The 23,005-nt window shown below is 68.9% G+C and carries 20 protein-coding genes and 1 tRNA gene; 10 read left to right on the top strand and 11 right to left on the bottom strand.

The genetic code is table 11. The annotated features are described in order from the left end of the window. Window positions 1-137 precede the first annotated feature (137 nt). Entirely contained in the window at window positions 138-1,145 is a 1,008-nt protein-coding gene (gene gap, locus SALMUC_RS18785; RefSeq protein WP_020039176.1) for a type I glyceraldehyde-3-phosphate dehydrogenase, read from the bottom strand. Between the two features lie 222 nt (window positions 1,146-1,367). On the opposite strand from gap, the gene SALMUC_RS18790 reads away from it, so the two are divergent. Further along, window positions 1,368-2,342 carry a DUF808 domain-containing protein gene (locus tag SALMUC_RS18790; protein WP_020039177.1) on the top strand — a complete coding sequence of 325 codons (975 nt, stop codon included), beginning with the start codon at window positions 1,368-1,370 and terminating at the stop codon, window positions 2,340-2,342. A 108-nt stretch (window positions 2,343-2,450) separates the two neighbouring features. On the opposite strand, the gene tkt is transcribed toward SALMUC_RS18790, so the two are convergent. Then, the gene (gene tkt / locus SALMUC_RS18795) at window positions 2,451-4,466 is read right to left on the bottom strand and encodes a transketolase (protein WP_020039178.1); all 2,016 of its coding nucleotides are present in this window, start codon (window positions 4,464-4,466) and stop codon (window positions 2,451-2,453) included. A gap of 225 nt (window positions 4,467-4,691) precedes the next feature. On the opposite strand from tkt, the gene SALMUC_RS18800 reads away from it, so the two are divergent. Continuing rightward, window positions 4,692-5,273 carry a hypothetical protein gene (locus tag SALMUC_RS18800; protein WP_020039179.1) on the top strand — a complete coding sequence of 194 codons (582 nt, stop codon included), beginning with the start codon at window positions 4,692-4,694 and terminating at the stop codon, window positions 5,271-5,273. Beyond that, window positions 5,273-5,674, top strand: coding sequence for a cell division protein ZapA (locus tag SALMUC_RS18805; protein WP_020039180.1), 402 nt, complete (start codon window positions 5,273-5,275; stop codon window positions 5,672-5,674). Before SALMUC_RS18800 ends, SALMUC_RS18805 begins: the two co-directional genes overlap by 1 nt. 107 nt (window positions 5,675-5,781) lie before the next feature. On the opposite strand, the gene eno is transcribed toward SALMUC_RS18805, so the two are convergent. From eno to SALMUC_RS18830, 5 genes are all read right to left on the bottom strand, one after another. Next, on the bottom strand, window positions 5,782-7,056 hold the full coding sequence (gene eno / locus SALMUC_RS18810) for a phosphopyruvate hydratase (RefSeq protein ID WP_020039181.1): 1,275 nt from the start codon (window positions 7,054-7,056) through the stop codon (window positions 5,782-5,784). A 155-nt stretch (window positions 7,057-7,211) separates the two neighbouring features. Continuing rightward, window positions 7,212-8,726 (bottom strand): anthranilate synthase component I, encoded by a 1,515-nt coding sequence (gene trpE / locus SALMUC_RS18815; protein ID WP_020039182.1) that lies wholly within the window; start codon window positions 8,724-8,726, stop codon window positions 7,212-7,214. 4 nt (window positions 8,727-8,730) lie between these two features. After that, on the bottom strand, window positions 8,731-10,575 hold the full coding sequence (locus tag SALMUC_RS18820) for a peptidyl-prolyl cis-trans isomerase (RefSeq protein ID WP_020039183.1): 1,845 nt from the start codon (window positions 10,573-10,575) through the stop codon (window positions 8,731-8,733). A gap of 32 nt (window positions 10,576-10,607) precedes the next feature. Continuing rightward, complete coding sequence (locus SALMUC_RS18825) at window positions 10,608-11,813, bottom strand: aminotransferase (RefSeq protein ID WP_020039184.1); 1,206 nt, start codon at window positions 11,811-11,813, stop codon at window positions 10,608-10,610. A 62-nt stretch (window positions 11,814-11,875) separates the two neighbouring features. Next, on the bottom strand, window positions 11,876-12,298 hold the full coding sequence (locus tag SALMUC_RS18830) for a winged helix-turn-helix transcriptional regulator (protein ID WP_020039185.1): 423 nt from the start codon (window positions 12,296-12,298) through the stop codon (window positions 11,876-11,878). Between the two features lie 88 nt (window positions 12,299-12,386). Between SALMUC_RS18830 and SALMUC_RS18835 the strand changes: the two genes are divergently transcribed. Further along, the gene (locus SALMUC_RS18835; protein WP_020039186.1) at window positions 12,387-13,247 is read left to right on the top strand and encodes an SDR family oxidoreductase; all 861 of its coding nucleotides are present in this window, start codon (window positions 12,387-12,389) and stop codon (window positions 13,245-13,247) included. 66 nt (window positions 13,248-13,313) lie between these two features. On the opposite strand, the gene gpt is transcribed toward SALMUC_RS18835, so the two are convergent. Genes gpt through fabI form a run of 3 tightly spaced genes read right to left on the bottom strand, consistent with a single transcriptional unit; the run spans window position 13,314 to window position 15,243 of the window. Then, a complete protein-coding gene (gpt, locus tag SALMUC_RS18840; RefSeq protein WP_020039187.1) occupies window positions 13,314-13,820 on the bottom strand; it encodes a xanthine phosphoribosyltransferase in 507 nt (168 codons plus the stop codon). Between the two features lie 9 nt (window positions 13,821-13,829). Continuing rightward, window positions 13,830-14,432 (bottom strand): LysE family translocator, encoded by a 603-nt coding sequence (locus SALMUC_RS18845; protein WP_020039188.1) that lies wholly within the window; start codon window positions 14,430-14,432, stop codon window positions 13,830-13,832. A 4-nt stretch (window positions 14,433-14,436) separates the two neighbouring features. Continuing rightward, a complete protein-coding gene (fabI, locus tag SALMUC_RS18850; protein WP_020039189.1) occupies window positions 14,437-15,243 on the bottom strand; it encodes an enoyl-ACP reductase FabI in 807 nt (268 codons plus the stop codon). 276 nt (window positions 15,244-15,519) lie between these two features. On the opposite strand from fabI, the gene pdxH reads away from it, so the two are divergent. The 5 genes from pdxH to SALMUC_RS18875 all read left to right on the top strand — a co-directional run bounded on the left by pdxH (window position 15,520) and on the right by SALMUC_RS18875 (window position 21,484). Next, window positions 15,520-16,125, top strand: a complete 606-nt coding sequence (gene pdxH / locus SALMUC_RS18855; protein WP_020039190.1) for a pyridoxamine 5'-phosphate oxidase — start codon at window positions 15,520-15,522, stop codon at window positions 16,123-16,125. Window positions 16,126-16,246: 121 nt separating this feature from the next. After that, window positions 16,247-16,768: a cold-shock protein gene (locus SALMUC_RS18860; RefSeq protein WP_020039191.1), complete on the top strand. Its 522-nt coding sequence runs from the start codon at window positions 16,247-16,249 to the stop codon at window positions 16,766-16,768. Further along, window positions 16,747-17,211 (top strand): DUF192 domain-containing protein, encoded by a 465-nt coding sequence (locus SALMUC_RS18865; RefSeq protein ID WP_020039192.1) that lies wholly within the window; start codon window positions 16,747-16,749, stop codon window positions 17,209-17,211. The genes SALMUC_RS18860 and SALMUC_RS18865 overlap by 22 nt, the downstream gene beginning before the upstream one ends. Window positions 17,212-17,257: 46 nt before the next feature. Continuing rightward, window positions 17,258-17,334 (top strand) — tRNA-Pro (locus SALMUC_RS18870). Window positions 17,335-17,842: 508 nt separating this feature from the next. Next, window positions 17,843-21,484 (top strand): vitamin B12-dependent ribonucleotide reductase, encoded by a 3,642-nt coding sequence (locus SALMUC_RS18875; RefSeq protein WP_020039193.1) that lies wholly within the window; start codon window positions 17,843-17,845, stop codon window positions 21,482-21,484. Window positions 21,485-21,569: 85 nt separating this feature from the next. On the opposite strand, the gene SALMUC_RS18880 is transcribed toward SALMUC_RS18875, so the two are convergent. After that, window positions 21,570-21,914, bottom strand: coding sequence for a hypothetical protein (locus tag SALMUC_RS18880; protein WP_020039194.1), 345 nt, complete (start codon window positions 21,912-21,914; stop codon window positions 21,570-21,572). Window positions 21,915-22,067: 153 nt separating this feature from the next. Here SALMUC_RS18880 and SALMUC_RS18885 point away from each other — a divergent pair, with 153 nt between their 5' ends. Beyond that, window positions 22,068-23,003, top strand: coding sequence for an AEC family transporter (locus SALMUC_RS18885; RefSeq protein ID WP_020039195.1), 936 nt, complete (start codon window positions 22,068-22,070; stop codon window positions 23,001-23,003). The last annotated feature ends 2 nt before the right edge of the window (window positions 23,004-23,005 follow it).

Consider the following 23,005-nt stretch of genomic DNA (forward strand, 5'->3'; position numbering starts at 1 on the left):
CTGCCCGGCGTCGGCCTGTTTTGGTGTGCACATGCAAACCGCCACGGTGCAGATGTGCCTCTCTGCCCGCGGCGGGATTGCAGACGTGCCATCAGATGCCGGCCGGCGCGACCCGCGCCGCGCCGGCTCTGGCCGGGCTAGCGCTGCTGCACGCGTCCCAGGCAGCCGGCGACATCCGCCATGCGTGCCGAGAAGCCCCACTCGTTGTCGTACCAGGCCAGCACGCGCACGGTGCGCTTGCCCACGACCTTGGTCTGGTCGGGCGCGAAGATCGAGCTGGCCGTGGTATGGTTGAAATCGACCGAGACCTTGGGCTCGGGATCGTAGTCCATCACCATGCCCATGTGGCCCGCCACCGCCTCGCGCACCACTTCGTTCACGTCCTCGACCGTCACGTCCTTGGAGGCCTGGAAGGTCAGGTCCACGGCGCTCACGTTGGGCGTGGGCACGCGCATGGCCGAGCCGTCGAGCTTGCCCCTGAGGTTGGGCAGCACCTCGCCGATGGCCTTCGCGGCGCCGGTCGAGGTCGGGATCATCGCCATGGCCGCCGCCCGTGCGCGGTAGAGATCGTTGTGCCGCCGGTCCAGCGTGGGCTGGTCGCCGGTGTAGGAGTGGATCGTGGTCATGATGCCGCTCTCGATGCCGATGGCCTCGTCCAGCACCTTGGCCAGCGGGGCGAGCCCGTTGGTGGTGCAGGAGCCGTTCGAGATCATCACGTCGCCCTCGACCAGATCGCGGTGGTTCACGCCATAGACCACGGTCTTCTGCACGTTCTTCGCGGGCGCCGAGATCAGCACCGACTTCGCGCCCTGGCGGACGTGCTGCATGGCCTTGTCGCCGTCGTTGAACTGGCCCGTGCACTCCAGCACCACGTCGCAGCCCGTCCAGTCGAGCGCGGTCATGTCGTAGGTCGACATCACCTCCATCGGGCCGCGGCCGAGGTCGAGCGTGCCGTCGCCCACGCGCACCTCTCCGCCGAAGCGGCCGTGCACGCTGTCGTAGCGCAGCAGGTGCGCCGCGGTCTCGAGCGGGCCGGTGGCGTTGATCTTGACCACCTGCACGTCGTTGCGCGCGCTCTCGGCGATATGGGCGAGGGTGCAGCGGCCGATGCGGCCGAATCCGTTGATGCCGACGGTGACGGTCATGGGGCGGGGTCTCCTTGCGCGGTCCGGGTTTCGGGGGTTCGTATACGGCTGTATGCCAGTCGGTGAAATGGAAAAAATCGATTTATGGCAATATGTTAGCGATAAACTCGGGGTTTGGGCGCTAACGGTGCCGCGCTTCCGGGCCATGCCCGCGCGGTGCAGCTCCCTTGCGCCCGTCGCCGCGCCCGCTAGGTTGGCGGGAAACCGGAACGGGAGACGGGCATGAGCGGGCTTCTGGCGCTACTCGACGACGTGGCGGGCATCGCCAAGATCGCGGCCGCCTCGGTCGACGACATCTCGGCCCATGCGGCCAAGGCGGGCTCCAAGGCTGCCGGCGTGGTGATCGACGACGCGGCGGTGACGCCGAAGTACATGCAGGGCTTCGCGCCCGCGCGCGAGCTGCCCATCGTCTGGCGCATCGCCCGCGGCTCGGTCGTCAACAAGCTGCTGATCCTGCTGCCCGCCGCGCTGCTGCTGGCGGCCTTCGCGCCCTGGGCGATCCCGGTGCTGCTGATCGCCGGCGGCTCCTACCTCTGCTTCGAGGGCGCCGAGAAGGTGCTGCACGTGCTGCTGCCGAAGGGCGAGCACTCCGGCGGCCCGGACGGCAGCCACGACGTTGGCGATCCGGCGCATCTCGAGGAAAAGCGGGTGAAGGGCGCGATCAAGACCGACTTCATCCTCTCGGCCGAGATCATGACGATCTCGCTCTCGACCATCGAGGCGCCCGAGATCTGGATCCAGGCCCTGGTGCTGGCCCTGGTGGCCGTGGGCATCACCGCGCTCGTCTACGGCGCGGTGGCGCTCATCGTGAAGATGGACGACATCGGCCTCTGGCTCAGCCGGGTCGGCCGCCTCGGCGCCACCCGCGCGCTTGGGCGCGGCATCGTCAAGGGCATGCCCTGGGTGATGAAACTCATCGCCTTCGTGGGCACCATCGCCATGCTCTGGGTCGGCGGCTCGATCATCGTGCACTCGCTGGCGCAGATGGGCTGGCACTGGCCCGAGGAGATGATCCACCACGCCGCCGAGGCGGCCGCCCATGCCGCGGGCGAGGATCTCGCCGCCAGCGCCACCTGGACCGTGACCGCGCTGATCGACGGCCTGCTCGGCCTGCTCTGGGGCGCCATTCTCGTGCCCGTGGTCACGAAACTCGTCCTGCCGCTCTTCCCCGGCAAGGCCGGCGCCGCCGGTCACTGAGCCTCGCCACGAAAAGGGGCGCGGCCCATCGGCCCGCGCCCCCGTGCTTCTTCTTGTTCCAAATACGCAAATCGCGCCGCCGCAGGCGGCGCGGCCCGCGCTTGCGGCTCAGAGCAGCCCCTTGACCTTCGCCGCCACGTTCTCGGCGGTGATGCCGAACTTCTCGAAGAGCTCGCCCGCCGGCGCCGAGGCGCCGAAGCTGTCCATGCCGACGAAGCCGGCCTTGGCCTCGCGGCCGCGCTCGCCCAGCAGCCAGCGGTCCCAGCCCATGCGGACCGCCGCCTCGACGCCGACGCGGACCGGGCCCGCGGGCAGCACGCGCTTGCGGTAGGCCTCGTCCTGCTCGGCGAAGAGCTCCCAGCAGGGCATGGAGACGACGCGGGTGCCGATGCCCTCGGCCTGCAGCGCCTCGCGCGCCGCGAGCGCCAGCGAGACCTCCGAGCCCGTCGCGAGCAGGATGGCCTGTCGCTTGCCCTCGGCCTCGGCCAGCACGTAGGCGCCGCGCTCCACGAGGTTGCCGGTCTTGTGCTCGGTCCGCACGGTGGGCAGCCCCTGGCGCGTCAGCGAGAGCACCGAGGGGCGCGAACCCTGGCGCAGGGCGATCTCCCAGCTCTCGGCGGTCTCGACCGCGTCCGCGGGGCGGAAGACCAGCGTGTTGGGCGTGGCCCGGCTGATCGCCAGGTGCTCGACCGGCTGGTGCGTCGGGCCGTCCTCGCCGAGGCCGATGCTGTCGTGGGTCATCACGTAGACCGTGGGAACCTGCATCAGCGCCGAGAGGCGCATCGCGGGGCGCGCGTAGTCGGTGAAGCACATGAAGGTGCCGCCGTAGGGCCGGATGCCGCCGTGCAGCGCCATGCCGTTCATCGCCGCGGCCATGCCGTGTTCGCGGATGCCCCAGCGCACGTAGCGGCCCTTGCGGTTGGTCTCGTCGAAATCGCCGAGGTCCGCGGTCAGCGTGTTGTTCGAGCCGGTGAGGTCGGCCGAGCCGCCCACGGTCTCGGGCATGATCGGGTTCACCACCTCGAGCACCATCTCGGAGGCCTTGCGCGTGGCGACCTTGGGCTGGGTCTCGGAGACCTGCTTCTTCAGCGCCTTGATGGTGGCCGAGAGCTTTTTCGGGGCCTCGCCGGACATGACGCGGTCGAACTCGGCGCGGCGGCGCTCGGAGAGCTCGCCCATGCGCGCCTCCCAGGCCTCGCGGTCGGCGGCGCCGCGGCTGCCGACGCCTTCCCACCAGGACTTGATCTCGGCGGGCACGTCGAAGGGCCCGGCGGTCCAGCCCCAGCCCTGCTTGGCGGTGGCGTTGGCCTCGTCGTCGGTCAGCGCGCCGTGGCCCTTGGCGGTGTCCTGCGCGGCGTGGCCGAGCGCGATATGCGTCTTGCAGGCGATCATCGAGGGCTTGCGCGACTTCTTCGCGGCGGTGATGGCGGCGTCGATGGCCTCGGGATCGTGGCCGTCGATCTCCTGCACGTGCCAGCCCGCGGCCTTGAAGCGCTGCACCTGGTTGGTGCGGTCGGCCATCGAGACCTTGCCGTCGATGGTGATGTCGTTGTTGTCCCAGAAGACCACCATCTTGCCCAGCTGGTAGCGGCCGGCCAGCGAGATCGCCTCGTGGCTGATGCCCTCCATCAGGCAGCCGTCGCCGGCAAAGACGTAGGTCATGTGATCCACGGCCTTCTTGCCGAAGCGGGCGCGCAGCATCTCCTCGGCCATGGCGAAGCCCACCGCGTTGCTGATGCCCTGGCCGAGCGGGCCGGTCGTGGTCTCGATGGCGTCGGCGTGGAAGTTCTCGGGGTGGCCGGCGGTGCGGGCGCCCCACTGGCGGAAGTTCTTCACCTCCTCCAGCGTGATCTGCGGATCGCCCGAGAGGTAGAGCAGCGCGTAGAGCAGCATCGAGCCGTGGCCGTTCGACAGGATGAACCGGTCGCGGTCGGGCCAGGTGGGATTGGCCGCGTCGAATTTCATGTGCTTCGACCAGAGCACCGTCGCGATGTCGGCCATGCCGATGGGCATGCCGGAGTGGCCGGAGTTGGCTTCGGCGACCGCGTCGAGTGCGAGCGCGCGGATCGCGGTGGCGCGCATCCAGTGATCGGGGTGGGCGTTGCGCAGGGCGTCGATATCCACGGGGTGCGTCCTCTCTGTCCCGGAACTGTTGGCCGGGTGCATAGCAGCGTGGCGTTAAAGTGCAAGCTTGGCCGGCAGCTCGCCGGCAGGATGAAGCCCGCCGCGTAAGGCCTTGGAACATATGGGGCGCAATTTGCCGCGGCGCTTGGTAGACTTGTCCCCAAAGGGGCGGAGCCGATTCGTCAGGCCAGACAGCCCCGTCAGGCAAGGCATGAAAGGGGCAAGATGACCCAGATCGACGAGTTTCAGTCGAGGATCTCGCGGGCCCTCGACCGCATCGCGCAGGGCGTGGAGGGGCTGAGCCAGCGCCCCGCCGAGGCGCCCGCGCCGGAGCCCGAGGCGCTGGAGGCGGAGCCGCAGCCGGCTGCCGTGGCAGAGCCGGCCCCGGCGGACGACGAGGAGATCGCCGCGCTGCGCGAGGCGCTCGACGAGGAGCGGCTGGCGAACGCCCAGCTCGAGGAACGCAACAAGGTGCTGAACGCGCGGCTGACGGAACAGGCCGAGCCCGCGCCGGACGCCGCCCAGCAGGAGCAGCTGGCCGCGCAGCGCGAGATGCTGGCCGATCTCGACGCCGAGCTGCAGCGCCTGCGCGCCTCGAACGACATGCTGCGAGAGACCAACCAGGAGATGCGCGCGGCGCTCGAGGCGGGCGTCGGCGAGCCGCATCTCATCAACCAGGCGATGCTGGCCGAGCTCGAGGGCCTGCGCGCCACGCGCGCGGCCGAAAGCTCGGAGGCGCGCGCCGTGCTGAGCGCGATCGAGCCGCTGCTGGCGGCCAACGAGGGCGCGACCGGGGAGGCGATGTGATGGCGCAGACCGAGATCGGAATCACCATTGGCGGCCGCACCTTCGACGTGGCCTGCCAGGAGGGCGAGGAACAGTTCCTGCTGACCGCCGCGCGGATGCTCGACACCGAGGCGCAGGTGCTGGTCGAGCAGATCGGCCGGATGCCGGAGTCGCGCATGCTGCTGATGTCGGGGCTGATGCTGGCCGACAAGACCGCCGGGCTCGAGGACCGGCTGCGCGAGGCCGAGGAGCGGCTGACGCGGATGTCCGAGGAGCTCAAGGCGCTGCGCGAGCGTCCGGCGCCGGCGCCGGAGCAGGTCGAGGTGCCGGTCATTCCCGCCGGCGTGAGCGAGGCCATGGCCGAGATCGCCGCCCGCGCCGAGGCGCTGGCCGACGAGGTCGAGGAAAAGGCCGCGGGCTGACGCGGGCCGGGCAGGGCGCAGCGACCGCCCTGCGCGTGACCCCGGAACGAGACGGCGCGCCCCCTCGAGGACGCGCCTGATTTTTTGGTCGAGTGTCCGCAGGTGCCTCAGCGCAGGATCGACTTGCCCGCGTATTCCGCGACCTCGCCCAGCATCTGCTCGATGCGGATGAGCTGGTTGTACTTCGCCAGCCGGTCCGAGCGCGCGAGCGACCCGGTCTTGATCTGACCGCAGTTGGTGGCGACGGCGAGATCGGCGATGGTCGCGTCCTCGGTCTCGCCCGAACGGTGCGACATCACGTTGGTGTATCGGGCGCGGTGGGCCATATCGACGGCCTTGAGCGTCTCGGAGAGCGAGCCGATCTGGTTCACCTTGACCAGCATCGAGTTGGCGATGCCCTTCTCGATGCCCTGCGCGAGGCGGGTGGGGTTGGTGACGAAGAGGTCGTCGCCCACGAGTTGCACGGTGTCGCCCAGCTTTTCGGTCAGCAGCTTCCAGCCGTCCCAGTCGTCCTCGGCGCAGCCGTCCTCGATCGAGATGATCGGGTAGTCGGCGCACAGACCGGCCAGATAGTCGACGTTCTCCTGCGCGGTGAGCGACAGGCCCTCGCCCTTCATCTCGTACTTGCCGTTCTCGAAATACTCGGTCGAGGCGGCGTCGAGCGCGAGGCAGATGTCCTCGCCCGGCTTGTAGCCGGCCTTTTCCACGGCCTTGAGGATGAAGTCGAGCGCCTCGCGGGTGCCGCCGAGCTCGGGGGCGAAGCCGCCCTCGTCACCGAGGCCGGTGGACATGCCGGCCGACGACAGTTCCTTCTTGAGGGTGTGGAAGACCTCGGAGCCCATGCGCACCGCCTCGCGGATGTTCTCCGCGCTGACGGGCATGATCATGAATTCCTGGATGTCGATCGGGTTGTCGGCGTGTTCGCCGCCGTTGATGATGTTCATCATCGGAACGGGCAGGACGCGCGCCGAGGTGCCGCCGACGTAGCGGAAGAGCGGCTGGCCGGTGAAATCGGCGGCCGCCTTGGCGACGGCGAGCGAGACGCCCAGGATCGCGTTGGCGCCCAGCCGGCCCTTGTTGTCGGTGCCGTCCATCTCGATCATGGCGGCATCGATGGCCTGCTGCTCGGTCGCGTCGAAGCCCACGATGGTGCCGGCGATCTCGCCGTTGACGGCCTCGACCGCCTCGAGCACGCCCTTGCCCATGTAGCGGCTCTTGTCGCCGTCGCGGCGCTCGACCGCTTCGTGCACGCCGGTGGAGGCGCCCGAGGGCACCGCGGCGCGGCCCATGGTGCCGTCCTCGAGCGTGACGTCGACCTCGACGGTCGGGTTGCCCCGGCTGTCCAGAATCTCGCGGGCGTGGATGTCGATGATGAGGCTCATGGCGTGCGTCCCTCGCAACGGTTTCGCGTTGCCATGGCTATAACAGGGTGCCGCGCGGGAAGTAAACGATCATGCTAACGCTAACACCCATGCCGGTCAGGGGGTTGCGCTAACAAAGGGCAGGCGGGCCGGAGGGATGCCGGCCCGGGCGGACTTCAGCCGTTGCCGGTGCCCGTGAAGCGCGCCGCGTCCGCCGCCGCGCGCCGGATGGCGTTCGACTTGTGGACGGTCTCCTGGTACTCGGCCTCGGGGTCGCTGTCGTAGACCACGCCGCCGCCGGCCTGGATGTAGAGCTTCTCGTCCTTCACGATGGCGGTGCGCAGGGCGATGCACATGTCCATGTCGCCGCCCGCCGAGAAATAGCCCACGCCGCCGCCGTAGACGCCGCGCTTTTCCGGTTCCAGCTCGTCGATGATCTCCATCGCGCGAACCTTGGGGGCGCCCGAGACGGTGCCCGCGGGCATCCCAGCGAAGAAGGCCGAGAGCGCGTCCTCGTCCTCGCGCAGCTCGCCCACGACGTTCGAGACGATGTGCATGACGTGGCTGTAGCGCTCGACGATGAACTTCTCGGTCGGACGCACGGTGCCGGTTTTCGACACGCGGCCCACGTCGTTGCGGCCGAGGTCGAGCAGCATGAGGTGCTCGGCCAGTTCCTTCTTGTCGGCCAGCAGGTCGGCCTCGAGCTCGCGGTCGGCCTCGGGCGTGGCGCCGCGCGGCCGGGTGCCGGCGATGGGCCGGATCGTGACCTCGTTGCCGAAGACCCGCACGAGGATCTCGGGGCTGGCGCCGATGACCTGGAAGCCGCCGAAGTTGAAGAAGAACATGAAGGGCGAGGGGTTCGTGCGCCGCAGCGAGCGGTAGAGCGCGAAGGGCGGCAGGGGGAAGTCCTGCGTCCAGCGTTGCGCGGGCACCACCTGGAAGATGTCGCCGGCGCGGATGTATTCCTTGGCCGCCTCGACCGCCGCCTTGTAGCCCTCGTGGGTGAAGTTCGACACCGGCGGCGCCACTTCGCGGGCCTCGCCCAGCTCGCGCCCGGCCTGCGGCAGCGCGCGTTCGAGGTCGCGGACCGCGTCCATGACGCGCTCGGCCGCGCGGGCATAGGCCGCGCGGGCCGACTCGCCGTCCTGCACCCAGGCGGGCGAGACCACCGTGACCTCGCCCTTCACGCCGTCGAGCACCGCCACGACCGAGGGGCGCATCATCACCGCGTCGGGCAGGCCGAGCGGATCGGGGTTGGCCTCGGGCAGACGCTCGACAAGGCGGATCATGTCGTAGCCGAGATAGCCGAAGAGCCCGGCGGAGGACTGCGGCAGGTCGTCGGGCAGGTCGATGCGGCTTTCCGCGATGAGCGCGCGCAGCGCCTCGAGCGGCGGCATCTCCTGCGTCTCGAAGCCCTCGGGATCGAAGCGCGCCTGCCGGTTGATGCGGCTGCTCTCGCCGTGGCACTGCCAGACGAGGTCGGGCTTCATGCCGATGATCGAGTAGCGGCCGCGGACCTCGCCGCCGGTCACCGATTCCAGCATGAAGGCGTCCTTGGCCGCCCCCGTGAGCTTGAGCATCAGCGAGACAGGCGTGTCGAGATCGGCGGCAAGCCGGGCGTAGACGACCTGGTTCTGCCCGGCCTCGTAGCCGGGCGCGAAGTCTTCGAAGGAGGGCGTGAGCACGGCCATGGCGTTACTGGAAGTTGGCCAGCACGGCGTTCACCGCCTGCTGGTCGATCTCGATGCCCAGACGCCGGCGGATGTCCGTGTTGAGCGCGGTGTAGAGATCCTGCGACAGGCTCTCGGTGGTCCGCTCGCGCAGGGCCTGCGTCAGCTGTGCGCTGCGCTCGTCCTGCATGTCGGCGGCGTTGACCGCGTCGATGCGCAGCACGATCGCGGCGCCCGAGGCGGGCACGGCCTGCACGGCGCCCTCGGCCATGTCGAAGGCCTGGCCGCTCACCTGCGAGGGCACGCCCTCGCGCTGGCCGTTGCGGGTCAGGGCATCCATGCTCTGCGGGGCGAGGCCCAGCTCCTCGAAGCTCGCGCCGCCCTCGATGCGCTGCGCGAGATCCTCGGCCTGGGCGACAAGCGCCTCGGTGGCCTGTGCCTGCTCCCAGCCGGCCTCGACCTCGGCGCGCACCTCGGCGAAGGGGCGCGGCTCGGGCGGGCGGACCTCGTCGAGGCGCAGCGCGAAGAGGCCGCCGTCGCCCAGCGTCTCGATCTCGGGATAGTCCTCGACGGTGACGCTGCGCGCGGCCTCGTCGAAGGTGGCGTAGCCGGCGATGCCGCTGTTGCTCTGCTCGGTCCAGTCGATCTGGCCAAGCTCGAGGTCGGTGCCCTCGGCCAGCTCCTCGAGCGTGGCACCGGCGGCAAGCTCGTCGTCGAGGCTCTGGGCCAGACCCTCGATCACGCGGCGGGCGCGGTCGAGCGCGAGGGCGTCCATCAGCGCCGGGCGGGCCTCCTCGAACGTGGTTTCCTGCGCGTCGAGCACGCCGTTCACGCGGAAGAGCGCGGGTCCGAGCGGCGACTCGGCGGGGCCCACGACCTCGCCCGTTTCGGCAAAGAAGACGGCCTCGCCTGCGGCGCCGAGATCGTCCTTGGCCACGTCGCCCATGTCGGCGTCGGCCAGCTGCAGGCCGCGCTCCTCGACCAGGGTCTCGAAGTCGGTGTCCCCGGCGCGGATGGCGCTCATGGCCTCCTGCGCGGCGGTATCGTTCTCGAAGACCAGCCGCTCGACGAGGCGCCGCTCGGGCTGGTTGAACTCGTCGAACCGCTCGTCATAGGCGGCGCGCAGGCGCTCGGGGTCGACCTCGACGCTGTCCACGATCATGTCCGGCGTCACCCAGGCGTAGGTGATCGCGCGGGTCTCGGGACGGGTGAAACGGTCGATGTTCTCGTCGTACCAGGCGCGCAGGTCCTCGTCGGTGGGGACCGGCAGACCGGTGTTCAGCGCATCGCGCCCGAGCCGCGCCCAGGTCACGTCGCGCGTCTCTGCGGCGAAGGAGACCAGCGTCTCGGTGTAGGTGTCGGGCAGGGCGGTGCCGCTGAGAACGGCGGCCTGCAGCAGGGACCGGGCGGCGCCGGCGCGGATGTCGGCCTCGAAGTCGGCCTCGTCGAGGCCGGCGTTCTGCAGCGCGAAGGCATAGGCCTCGCGGTCGAAGTTGCGGTCGGGGCCCTGGAAGGCCTGGATGGCGCGCAGCTCCTCGGCGACGCGTTCGTCGCCGACCGAGAGGCCCATGCGGCGCGCTTCCTCGTCGAGGGCGGCCTCGGTCACCAGCCGCGCGAGCACCTGGTCGGTGATGCCGAACTGGCGCAGCTGCTCGAGCGTCACGGCCTGGCCGGTCTGCTGCTGCAGGCGCTGCATCTCGTTCTGCAGGGCGCGGGCATAGTCGTTGGCGGTGATCTCGGTATCGCCGACGTTGCCGATCCGGGCGGTGCCGCCCGAGAAGTTGACCGCGCCGAAGCCGCCGAAGCCGATGATCGCCAGCAGCGGGATCACCCAGATCAGCGCTTTCTTACTGCTCTTGCCGGTAGCCATGGCCTCTCTTTCCGCATGTTCCGCGCGGCTGTCTACGCCGGGCGAGGGTCCCCCGCAAGGGGCCAGTCCAGAGCCGCGAGCCGCTCGAAGAGCTGGCCGATGGTGGCCCGGTCCACATTGGCGAAGGCGAGCCGCAGGCAGCGCTCGCCGCTGGCGTCGTCCTCGGGCACGAACATGGTCGCGGGCAGGGCCATCACGCCCGCCTCGCGCACCAGCCGCGGGGCAAGGGTCGAGGCGCCCTCGGCGAAGGGATGCTCGAGGTAGGCGAAGAAGGCGCCGAGCCCGCGCAGGCGCCAGCCCCGGGGCTCGATCAGCGCCATGCCCTCGGCGATGGCGGCGCGGCGGTCGAGGATCTCGGCGCGTTCGCCGGCGACCCACTGCGCGAGGTTCTCCAGCCCCCAGAGCGCGGCGCGCTGGCCGAGCTGGGGCGCGCAGATCTGCACGGTGTCCTGGAATTTCTCGATCTCGGCCAGCAGGCCTGGGGCGCCGATCACCGCGCCGACGCGGTGGCCGGTGAGGCGGTAGGCCTTGGAAAAGCTGTAGAGCTGGACCAGCGTCTCGTCGTGCCCCTCGCGTTTCAGCAGGTCGTGCGGCGCGCCGGGGCGGCTGTCGAAGTCCTTGTAGGTCTCGTCGACGATGAGCTTCAGCCCCGCCTCGCGCGCGAGGTCGTGGAAGCCGTGCAGCACCTCGGCGGGGTATTCGGTGCCGCAGGGGTTGTTGGGCGAGACCAGCACGATGGCGCGGGTGCGCGGTCCGATGAGGGCGCGGGCGGTCTCGGGGCGCGGGATCATCTCGTCGTCGGTGCCGAGCGGGACGGCCGTCACGCCCTGCATGTCGAGCCACATCTTGTTGTTGAAGTACCAAGGGGTTGGCAGGAGAACTTCATCCCCTTCGGTACAGATCGCGGCGAGGGTGGCGGCGAAGGCCTGGTTGCAGCCGGCGGTGATCGCGACGCTCTCGGCGCCGATCCTGCCGCCGTAGTGCGCCGACCAATGCTCCGCGAGCCGCTCGCGCAGCGCGGGCAGGCCCAGCACGGGACCGTAGAGATGGGTCGACGGGTCGTCGAGCATGCCGGCCATGGCGCGCCGCAGCGGCTCGGGCGGTGCCTCGACCGGGGCGGCCTGGCTCACGTTGATGAGCGGGCGCTCGGGCGGAAACGTCACCCCCTCGAGCCAGCGCTGCGCGGCCGGAATGGGCGGCGGAAAGGTGGATTCGGTGCGGCTGGTGTGTCGGGTCATGCGGTCTCCGTCGCGATCCGCAGGACGCTACCGCCCGCGCGGGGAAAGGAAAAGCCCGGGGCTCAGCCTTCCGCCGCGTCGTAGGCCGCGCGGGCGTCGCGAATCCGGTCGTGGTGCGTCTCGGCCCAGTCCATGAGCGCCGCGATGGGCGCCAGCGCCGAGCGGCCCAGCGGCGTCAGCGCGTATTCGACCGAGGGCGGCTTGGTCGGAAAGACCTCGCGCGAGATCAGCCCGTCGCGTTCGAGCTGGCGCAGCGTCTGCGTGAGCATCCGCTTGGAGATGTCGCCGACCGCCCGTTGCAGCGCCGAGAAGCGCGCCGGGCCGGTTTCGAGCCCGGCGAGGATCAGCAGCGTCCATTTCTGCCCGACGCGGTCGAGCACGTCGCGCACCGGGCAGGCGCCCGGCGGTGGTGCGCCGCGGTAGCCCGCGATGCGCTGCAGCACCGCGTGGCTGTCGTCGTGGTTACCCGGCTGTGCCCTGGTCATGGGAAAGTGCCTCCTTCACGGGGAATGGGATGCGGTCTACATCTGAGACCATATCACGATTCGAGACTTATGGCAGGAGATACGGACAATGACGACATGCATGGTCACGGGCGCCTCGGGACAGCTGGGCGCGCTTGTCATCGATGCGCTGCTGGCGCGGGTGCCCGCCGGGCAGGTGCGCGCCCTGGTGCGCCGCGAAGAGGCCGCCGCGCCGCTGCGCGAGAAGGGCGTCGATGTGCGGATCGCCGACTACGGCGACAGCGCGGCGCTTGAGAGTGCGTTCTCGGGCGTGGACCGGCTGCTGCTGATCTCGTCGAGCGAGGTGGGCCAGCGCGCGGCGCAGCACGCCAACGTGATCGCGGCCGCCAAGGCCGCGGGCGTCGGCTTCATCGCCTATACCTCGATCCTGCGCGCCGAGAGCTCGCCGCTGACCGTGCTTCCGGGCGAACACCGCGAGACCGAGGCCGCGCTTGCCGCCTCGGGGCTGCCCTACGCGCTGCTGCGCAACGGCTGGTACACCGAGAACTACACGGGTCAGGCGGGCATGATCCTTGGGCAGGGCGGCATGATCGGCGCCGCGGGTGATGGGCGCATCTCGAGCGCGCCGCGCGCGGATTACGCCGAGGCCGCCGCGCGCGTGCTTAGCGGCGATCTGCCGGCCTCGGGCACGGTCTTCGAACTGGCGGGGGACGAGAGCTTCACCCTGGCCGAGTTCGCCGCCGCGCTGTCGGAGCTTTCGGGACAGGAGATCGGCTATACCGACATGAGCCCGGGCGACTTCGAGGCCGCGCTTGCCGGCGCCGGACTGCCCGCGCCGGTGGCCGGGATGCTGGCCGACAGCGAGGCCGGCGCCGCGAAGGGCGGTCTGCACAGCGAGGACCGGACGCTGTCGCAGCTGCTGGGCCGGCCGACGACGCCCTGGCGCGAGACCCTGAAGGCCGCGCTCTGAGCGGCGGGCGCGTCGCCGTCCATGGAGGGCGGCGCGCAGATTTTCCGAAAAGGTCCGGGCTGGCGCTCAGTCGAGGCCGCGGTAGGGTTTGACGTATTGCAGCGCCATGTCCCAGGGGAAGAAAATCCAGGTGTCCTGGCTGACCTCGGTGACATAGGTGTCGACCATCGGCTTGCCCTTGGGCTTGGCGTAGACGGTCGCCACATGCGCTTTCGGCAGGTGCGCGCGCACCACCTCGAGCGTCTTGCCCGTGTCGACGAGGTCGTCGACGATCAGCACGCCGGTGCCGTCGCCCATGACCTCCATGTCGGGGAACTTGATGACATGTGGCTCGCTCTGGGTCTGGTGGTCGTAGCTCTTGACCGAGATCGTGTCGACGAGGCGGATGTTCAGCTCGCGCGCGACGATCATCGCGGGGGCCATGCCGCCGCGGGTGATGGCCACGACGGCACGCCAGCCGCCCTCGGCGGGCCCGTGTCCCTGCAGCCGCCAGGCGAGGGCCCGGGCATCGCGGTGAAGCTGGTCCCAGCTGACGTGGAATCCCTTTTCGTGCGGCAGGCGGTCGTCGGACATCGGGGTCTCCTAGCGGTCGAGTAGCAGGCGCAGCCCCAGCGCGCCCAGAACGGCGGCGGCCACGCGGTCGAGAACGGGTTTCAGGCGCAGGTAGCCCGCCCGCGCCGGGGGCGCGGCGAGCAGAGCGGCGAAGGCGGTGTAGACGCAGAGCTCGATGACGAAATGGTCGAGCACGATCAGGGCCTTGTCGGCCAGCGTCATGTCCTGCGGAAAGATCACCGCGAGGACCGAGGCGGCGAACAGCACCGACTTCGGGTTCGAGAGGTTCACCAGCACGCCGCCGAGGAAGGCGCGGGCGCCGGGATGGGCGCTGTCGGCGACCGGGGCGTAGGCATCGCGCCAGAGCGTCCAGGCCACGCGCATCAGGTAGAGCGCGCCCGTGATCTTGAGCGCGAGGTAGGCCCAGGGCACCAGCGCGAAGAGCGCGCCGAGCCCCAGCAGCGCCGCCGCGGTCCAGCCCGCGGCCACGAGGCCCAGCCCCGCCCCGGTGGCGACCCCGGTGCGGAAGCCGCCCGCGATGGACTGGCGCAGCGCGAAGAGCAGCGCGGGCCCGGGCGCGGCCATCGCGGCCAGCAGGGCCGCGTTGAAGGCCAGCAGGTGCGCCCAGCCCATAGTCTCAGGCCTTGGTGATGTCGGGAGCGTCCACGGCCTTCATGCCGACGACGTGATAGCCCGCGTCAACGTGGTGCGTCTCGCCTGTGACGCCGCTGCCGAGGTCCGACAGCAGGTAGAGCGCCGAGCCGCCGACGTCCTCGGTGGTCACGTTGCGGCGCAGCGGCGAATTGAACTCGTTCCACTTCATGATGTAGCGGAAATCGCCGATGCCCGAGGCCGCGAGCGTCTTGATCGGGCCGGCGCTGATCGCGTTGACGCGGATGCCGTCCTTGCCGAGATCCTCCGCGAGGTAGCGCACCGATGCCTCGAGCGCGGCCTTGGCCACACCCATGACGTTGTAGTGCGGCATGATGCGTTCGGCGCCGTAGTAGGTGAGCGTGAGCGCCGATCCGCCCTCGGTCATCATCTTCTCGGCGCGCTGCATCACGGCGGTGAAGGAATAGACCGAGATGTCCATCGTGGTCGCGAAGTTTCCGCGCGAGGTGTCGACGTAGCGGCCGCGCAGCTCGGACTTGTCCGAGAAGCCGATGGCATGAACCACGAAGTCGATCTTGTCCCAGCGTTCCTTCAGGCCATCGAAGAGCGCGTCGATCGAGTCCTCGTCGCCCACGTCGCAGGGCAGGACGATGTCCGAGCCCAGCTGTGCGGCCAGCGGCCCCACGCGTTTCTTCAGGGCCTCGCCCTGGTACGAGAAGGCCAGCTCGGCCCCGGCATCGGCAAGCGCCTTCGCGATGCCCCAGGCGATCGACTTGTCGTTCGCGAGGCCCATGATGAGGCCCCGTTTGCCCGCCATCAGAGTGTTTGACATACCCGTCCTCCGCCCGACATTGGTTTTGTCCGTGTCCTTTAGGCGATCGCCAAGGGGGCATCAAGAGATCGTGCCCGCTGCATGGACGACAATATGAAGCCGCGTCCGGCACGACACTCTCCGTCCCGCTGTCCCGGGGGACGGATCGCGCCGTTCACGTGAAATTAACATGGAAGCGCGCGTTGGCGCGCCAGTTTACCGAACGAGCGCGCGCAGGCGCGCGGATTTACAGCAAGAGGCGCGCGCAGGCGCGCAACGCAGCGCAGGAGAATATGCATGACCGACCGCACCGGAATCTTTGCCGGAGACGATCCCTTCGAGATCGCCCGCCGGTGGCTGGGCGAGGCCGAGGAGAGCGAGATCAACGATCCCAACGCCATCGCGCTGGCGACCGTGGACGAAACCGGCATGCCCAACGCCCGCATGGTGCTGCTCAAGGAGATCGAGGCCGGGGCCTTTGTCTTCTACACCAACTACGAGAGCGCGAAGGCCCGGGAGATCGGTGCCTCGGGGACGGCGGCCTTCGTGATGCACTGGAAATCGCTGCGCCGCCAGATTCGCGTCCGGGGCACCGTGGAACGCGAGGACGGGCCGCAGGCCGACGACTACTACAATTCGCGGTCGCTGAAGTCGCGGCTGGGCGCCTGGGCGTCGCTGCAGTCGCAGCCGCTCGACAGCCGCGCGTCTCTCATGGCCGAGGTCGCCAAGGTGACCGCGACCAAGGGCACGAACCCGTCCCGGCCGCCGTTCTGGGGAGGCTTCCGTATTCAACCTATAGAGATAGAGTTTTGGGCCGATGGTGCCTTCAGGTTGCACGACCGGTTCCGCTGGCGTCGGCAGGACACCGCCGACGACTGGGTCGTACAGCGGTTGAATCCGTGAATTTCACGTCACGTGAAATGCAACCCGACACAAATTACAGGTGCGATCCTCTTGCAATGTCGGCATTCTCTGGCGCAAGACACAACAGGGAAACGCGATATAACCAGTGGAACCACATTTGATGCACAAGGACAGCGACGTGCAGCGTGTGCGCGGAAGGGTGAAATGGTTCGATCCGGCCAAGGGGTTCGGTTTCGTCATTGCAGACGAGGGTGGGCCGGACATCCTTCTGCACGCCAACGTGTTGCGCAACTTCGGACAGAGTTCCGTTGCCGATGGCGCGTGCGTCGAGATCGGGGTGCAGCGGACAGAACGCGGCATGCAGGCCGTCGAGGTCTATTCCATCGAGCCGCCGGAGGCCCCCACGGGCGCGCCGCTCGCGGACTTCGAGGATATCGATCCCGATGTCTTGAAGTCCGCGCCTCTTGAACCGGCGCGGGTCAAGTGGTTTGACAAGGGCAAGGGGTTCGGCTTCGCCAACGTGTTCGGCCGGCCCGAGGACGTGTTCGTCCATATCGAGGTTCTGCGCCGCTCTGGCCTTGCCGACCTGCAGCCCGGCGAGGCGCTGGCGATCCGGGTGATCGACGGCAAGCGCGGCAAGATGGCGACGGAGGTCTGCGCATGGGAAGCCGCTCTGCCCTGATCGGCCTGTTGATGGCTCTTGCGGCGGCACCGGCCTGGGCCGCCTGCCGCGACGATACCGTCTCGCTGAGGGGGGACTGGGGCAGTGCGCGGTTTCGCGTGGTCGTGGCCGACGAGGCCGCAGAACGCGCGCGGGGGCTCATGCATGTCGAGCAGATGCCCGCCGGAGCGGGCATGCTTTTCGTCTACGAGCAGGAGCGGCCGGTCGCCTTCTGGATGAAGAACACGCTGATCCCGCTCGACATGATCTTCGCCGACGAGACGGGCCGCGTGGTCAAGGTCCACGAAGAGGCGGTCCCGCACGACGAGACGCCGATTCCGAGCGACGCGCCCGCGCGCTACGTACTCGAGATCAACGGCGGACTCGCGGCGCGGATGGGCATCGAGCCCGGCAGCGAGATGCAGCATCCCGCCATCGTCGATCCCGCCTGGCCCTGCGAGTGATTGGGCCTTTTCAAACCTTCGTGCAGCAAGTATTGGCGTCGCACGTCGGGGCGTAGCGCAGCCTGGTAGCGCGTCTGTTTTGGGTACAGAAGGTCGTGAGTTCGAATCTCGCCGCCCCGACCACTTCCATGACCATCGCCGGATTGCCGCGGAGCGCCACAAGATGTGGGGCCCGATCGGCCAAGCACGGGCCAGTGCCCGATTTTTCGGCGTTGACCTGTGGCATCGCTGCACAGGGTCTGCGGCAAGAGCCGCATGACACCCCGGGTTGAACCTTTTCATCAACAGCTGTGGATAACTGCGCGCCGAACGGGGCCTTTTCGCAGGATTCATTCGCGGACCGGGCAGGGGGGCTGTGTGGACGACTCGCGGACAAGTCATAGCCCTAGTGGGGGCCATCATGGTCAACACAAAATATATGGCGTGCTCGCGAATAATGGCGTTGACCAGTGACGGCGTTTTGCGTCAGTTTGTGCAGGCCGGGTGACACACCACTAGATGTAGTGACCCAGGCGGGGACAGAGACCATCATCGCAGCATGTCGGGCAGACGCGGATTGGGCCGCGCTGCATCGGTCTTTCTGTCCCTGCCGCCCGGCGCGCGACGTGACACAAGCTCGGAAGAGGCAGCGATGAAGATCGAGAGAAAATACACCACCGCGGGACAGGACGCCTACGCAGGCATCGAGTTCGTCACCACGACCTCGGAGATCCGCAACCCGGACGGCAGCACGGTCTTCAAGCTCGAGAACCTCGAGGTTCCGGCAAGCTGGAGCCAGGTGGCAAGCGACGTCATCGCGCAGAAATACTTCCGCAAGGCGGGCGTTCCGGCCGAGCTGGCGCCGGTTTCCGAAGACGATGTGCCCGAGTTCCTGTGGCGCCGCACCGCCGCGGCCAAGGACACGCCGCGCACCGGCGAGACCAGCGCCAAGCAGGTCTTCGACCGTCTGGCCGGCGCCTGGGCCTACTGGGGCTGGAAGGGTGGCTACTTCACCACCGAAGACGACGCGCGCGCCTACTACGACGAAATGCGCCACATGCTGGCCACACAGACCGCGGCGCCCAACTCGCCGCAGTGGTTCAACACGGGCCTGCACTGGGCCTACGGCATCGACGGCCCCTCGCAGGGGCACCACTACGTCGACCACGTCACCGGCAAGGTGACCAAGTCGAAGTCGGCCTACGAGCACCCGCAGCCGCACGCCTGCTTCATCCAGTCGGTTCAGGACGACCTCGTCAACGAGGGCGGCATCATGGATCTCTGGGTCCGCGAGGCGCGCCTCTTCAAATACGGCTCGGGCACCGGCACCAACTTCTCGTCGCTGCGCGGCGAGGGCGAGCCGCTTTCCGGCGGGGGCAAGTCCTCGGGCCTGATGGGCTTCCTCAAGATCGGCGACCGTGCCGCGGGCTCGATCAAGTCGGGCGGCACCACGCGCCGCGCGGCCAAGATGGTGATCTGCGACGCCGATCACCCCGACATCGAGGAATTCATCAGCTGGAAGGTGCGCGAGGAGCAGAAGGTCGCGAGCATTGTCGCGGGCTCCAAGATGCACGAGAAGATGCTCAACGAGATCTTCGCGGCGATCCGCAACTGGGACGGGCTGGAGTCCGACGCCTACGAGGCCAACGCGAACCTCGGCCTGAAAAAGGCGATCCGCGAGGCCAAGAAGGTCGCGATCCCCGAGACCTACATCAAGCGCGTGCTGGACTACGCCAAGCAGGGCTATGCCTCGATCGAGTTCCCGACCTATGACACCGACTGGGACTCCGAGGCCTATGCGACCGTGTCCGGCCAGAACTCGAACAACTCGATCCGCGTGACCGACGCCTTCCTCGAGGCGGTCCGCGAGGGCAAGCCCTGGGAGCTGATCCGCCGCACCGACGGCTCGGTCGCCAAGACCGTGGACGCCAAGGAGCTTTGGGAGCAGATCGGCCACGCGGCCTGGGCCTGCGCCGATCCGGGCATCCAGTTCCACGACACCGTGAACGCCTGGCACACCTGCCCGGAGGACGGGCAGATCCGCGGCTCGAACCCCTGCTCGGAGTACATGTTCCTCGACGACACGGCCTGCAACCTCGCGTCGATGAACCTGCTGACCTTCCTGCACGACGGCAAGTTCGACGCCGAGGGCTACATGCATGCCACGCGTCTGTGGACCCTGACGCTGGAAATCTCGGTGCTCATGGCGCAGTTCCCGTCCAGGGAAATCGCCAAGCTGTCCTACGACTTCCGCACGCTGGGCCTGGGCTATGCCAACATCGGCGGCCTGCTGATGAACATGGGCTACAGCTACGACTCGGCCGAGGGCCGGGCGCTCTGCGGCGCGCTGACCGCGATCATGACCGGCGTGTCCTACGCCACTTCGGCCGAGATCGCCGGCGAGCTGGGCGCCTTCCCGGGCTACAAGCGCAACGCCGACCACATGCTGCGCGTGATCCGCAACCACCGCACCGCCGCGCACGGCAAGGCCGAGGGCTACGAGGACCTCGCGGTCAAGCCGGTGCCGCTGGATCACGCCAACTGCCCCGACGCGGAGCTGGTGGCGCTGGCCGCCTCGACCTGGGACGAGGCGCTGCGCCTCGGCGAGACCCACGGCTACCGCAACGCGCAGGTTTCGGTCATCGCGCCGACGGGCACCATCGGCCTTGTCATGGACTGCGACACCACCGGCATCGAGCCCGACTTCGCGCTGGTGAAGTTCAAGAAGCTCGCGGGCGGCGGCTACTTCAAGATCATCAACCGCTCGGTTCCGGGCGCGCTCGAGAAGCTGGGCTACAGCTCGGCCCAGATCGAGGAGATCGTCAGCTACGCGGTGGGTCACGGCTCGCTCGGCAACGCGCCGGGGATCAACCACACGGCGCTGATCGGCCACGGCTTCGGCCCCGCGCAGATCCAGAAGGTCGAGCAGGCGCTCGCCACCGCCTTCGACATCCGCTTCGTGTTCAACCAGTGGACGCTGGGCGAGGAGTTCTGCCGCGAGACGCTGGGCATCCCGGCCGAGAAGCTGAACGACCCGACCTTCGACCTGCTGCGTCACCTCGGGTTCTCGAAGACCGAGATCGACGCGGCCAACGACCACGTCTGCGGGACCATGACGCTGGAGGGCGCGCCGCACCTGAAGGACGAGCACCTGCCGATTTTCGACTGCGCCAACCCCTGCGGCAAGAAGGGCAAGCGCTACCTGTCGGTCGACAGCCACATCCGCATGATGGCGGCGGCGCAGAGCTTCATCTCGGGCGCGATCTCGAAGACGATCAACATGCCCAACGACGCCACCATCGAGGACTGCCAGAAGGCCTATGAACTCTCGTGGTCGCTGGGCGTGAAGGCCAACGCGCTCTACCGCGACGGCTCGAAGCTGAGCCAGCCGCTGGCCGCCGCGCTCGTCGAGGACGACGAGGAGGCCGCAGAGGTGCTGGAGACGGGCTCGACCCATGAGAAGGCGCAGGTGCTGGCCGAGAAGATCGTCGAGAAGGTCGTCGTCAAGGAGGTGGTCCGGGCCGGCCGCACCAAGATGCCGGAGCGGCGCAAGGGCTACACCCAGAAGGCCATCGTCGGCGGGCACAAGGTCTACCTGCGCACCGGCGAATACGAGGACGGCAATCTCGGCGAGATCTTCATCGACATGCACAAGGAAGGCGCCGGCTTCCGTGCGATGATGAACAACTTCGCCATCGCCGTCTCGGTCGGCCTGCAGTACGGCGTGCCGCTCGAGGAGTTCGTGGATGCCTTCACCTTCACCAAGTTCGAGCCCGCGGGCATGGTGCAGGGCAACGACAGCATCAAGAACGCGACCTCGATCCTCGACTACATCTTCCGCGAGCTGGCGGTGAGCTACCTCGATCGGACGGACCTGGCGCATGTGAAGCCCGAGGGCGCGTCCTTCGACGATCTCGGCCGCGGCGAGGACGAGGGCGTGTCGAACCTGCGCGAGCTTTCCGACACCGGCGCCTCGCGCTCGCTGGAGGTGCTCAAGCAGATCAGCTCGACGGGCTACCTGCGCAAGCGGCTCCCGCAGGAGCTGGTGGTGCTGCAGGGCGGCCAGGACGGCGTGACCATGCGCGGCACCGACACGGGCACCGCGACCGAGACAAGCGCCTCGGTGGCCACGATTACGGCCTCGACCTCGTCGCTGGCGATGGATGCGCGCACCAAGGCGCGAATGCAGGGCTTCGAGGGCGACCCCTGCGGCGAGTGCGGCAACTACACGCTGGTGCGCAACGGCACCTGCATGAAGTGCAACACCTGCGGCGGCACCTCGGGCTGCAGCTGAGCTGACCGTCCCGGACCGGCCGGGGGCGCCACGCGCCCGGCTTCCGAGACTGGAAAGGCCTCCCCACCGGGGAGGCCTTTTTTCGTCAGTAGATCGTCAGCCGGAGGCGGAATTCCTCGTAGCTGGGACTGCGCAGCAGCTGGTAAACGCCGATGCGGTAGGTCTGGCGGTTGGTGGTGAAGCGGTACTCGGCCCGGCAGTCGACCACGCCCGCGATGGTGAAACAGGCGTTGCCGGTGCTGAAAAGCTCGACCGTGGCGGTCTGGCCGGCGCCCGAGCCGAAGGTGTAGCAGCGCGGTTCGCCGTCGATTGTGTAGCCCGAGACCTCGCCCGAGCTGGCGCCGCGGGCAAAGCGGATCTCGGAGCAGCTTTGGGCGGCGGAGGCCTGGGCCACGAATCCGAGGCCGATGGCAAGAAGAATGGCACGCATGGAAATGACCTTTCGAAAACGAGCGCGACGCTGGCGCGCCCCGGCAAAAGGCTAGCGCAGGAGCCCACGTCCGGTCCAGCTGCGTCAGGCCGGCGCGGTCTTTCCATCCGCCGGACGCGGGGCTAAGGCTTGGCCCGTCCAAGGGGAGGCCCCATGCTCGCACCGCTCATCCAGCTTCTGCCGATCTACCTGCTGATCCTGCTGGGATTCGGCATGATCCGTTCCGGCCTCGTCTCGGCCGAGGCGCTGCCGCAGCTCGGGCGCTTCACGCTGATCGTCTGCATCCCGGTGCTGGTCTTCTCGGCGGTGTCGGGGTCCGGGGACCTCACGAGCTTCGACTGGCGCTTCATCGGCGCCTACGCGGGGGCCTCGGGCATGGTGCTCTGGGCGACGCAGCTGACGCTGCGCCACCTGTTCAAGCTGCGCCGGGGGCAGAGCTGGGTCGTCGCGCTGGGGGGCGTGGTGCCGAACACGATCTTCCTGGGCTATCCCGTGGCCTCGGTGGTCTTTCCCGAGGATGCCGAGCGGCTCTTTGCCTGGATCATGACGGTCGAGAACATGATCCTGATCCCGCTCGCGGTGACGCTGGCCGACGTCGTGGCACGGCAGGGCGGCCAGCCACTGGGCGCCTCGCTTCGGAGCACGGCGCACAGCACCTTCAGCAACCCCACGGTGCTGGGGCTGGTCGCGGGGCTCGCATTCGCCGCGACGGGCTGGATCATGCCGGGGCCGCTCGACAAGACGCTGGGCATGATCATCGCCGCAGCCCCGGTGCTCTCGCTGGTGCTGGTGGGCGGCAACGTCGCGCGCACGCCGCTGACCGAAGTCGACGTGCCGGTCTTCTTCATGGCCTTCGTGAAGCTGGTGATGCACCCGGCCGCGATGTTCGCGGTCCTGAGCCTGGTGCCGGGCGTGGGCCACGACATCGCGGTGGTGGCGACGCTTTTCGCGGCGATGCCGATGTTCTCGATCTGGGTGATCTTCGCCGGCCGCCACGCGGGCGAGCGGCTGGCCTCCTCGGCGCTGGTGGTGACCACGCTGCTGGGCGCGGTGACCGTGGGCGGGCTGGTGCTGCTGATCTCGAGCTAGGC

The sequence above is a fragment of the Salipiger mucosus DSM 16094 genome (genome assembly GCF_000442255.1).
Lineage (GTDB): Bacteria > Pseudomonadota > Alphaproteobacteria > Rhodobacterales > Rhodobacteraceae > Salipiger > Salipiger mucosus.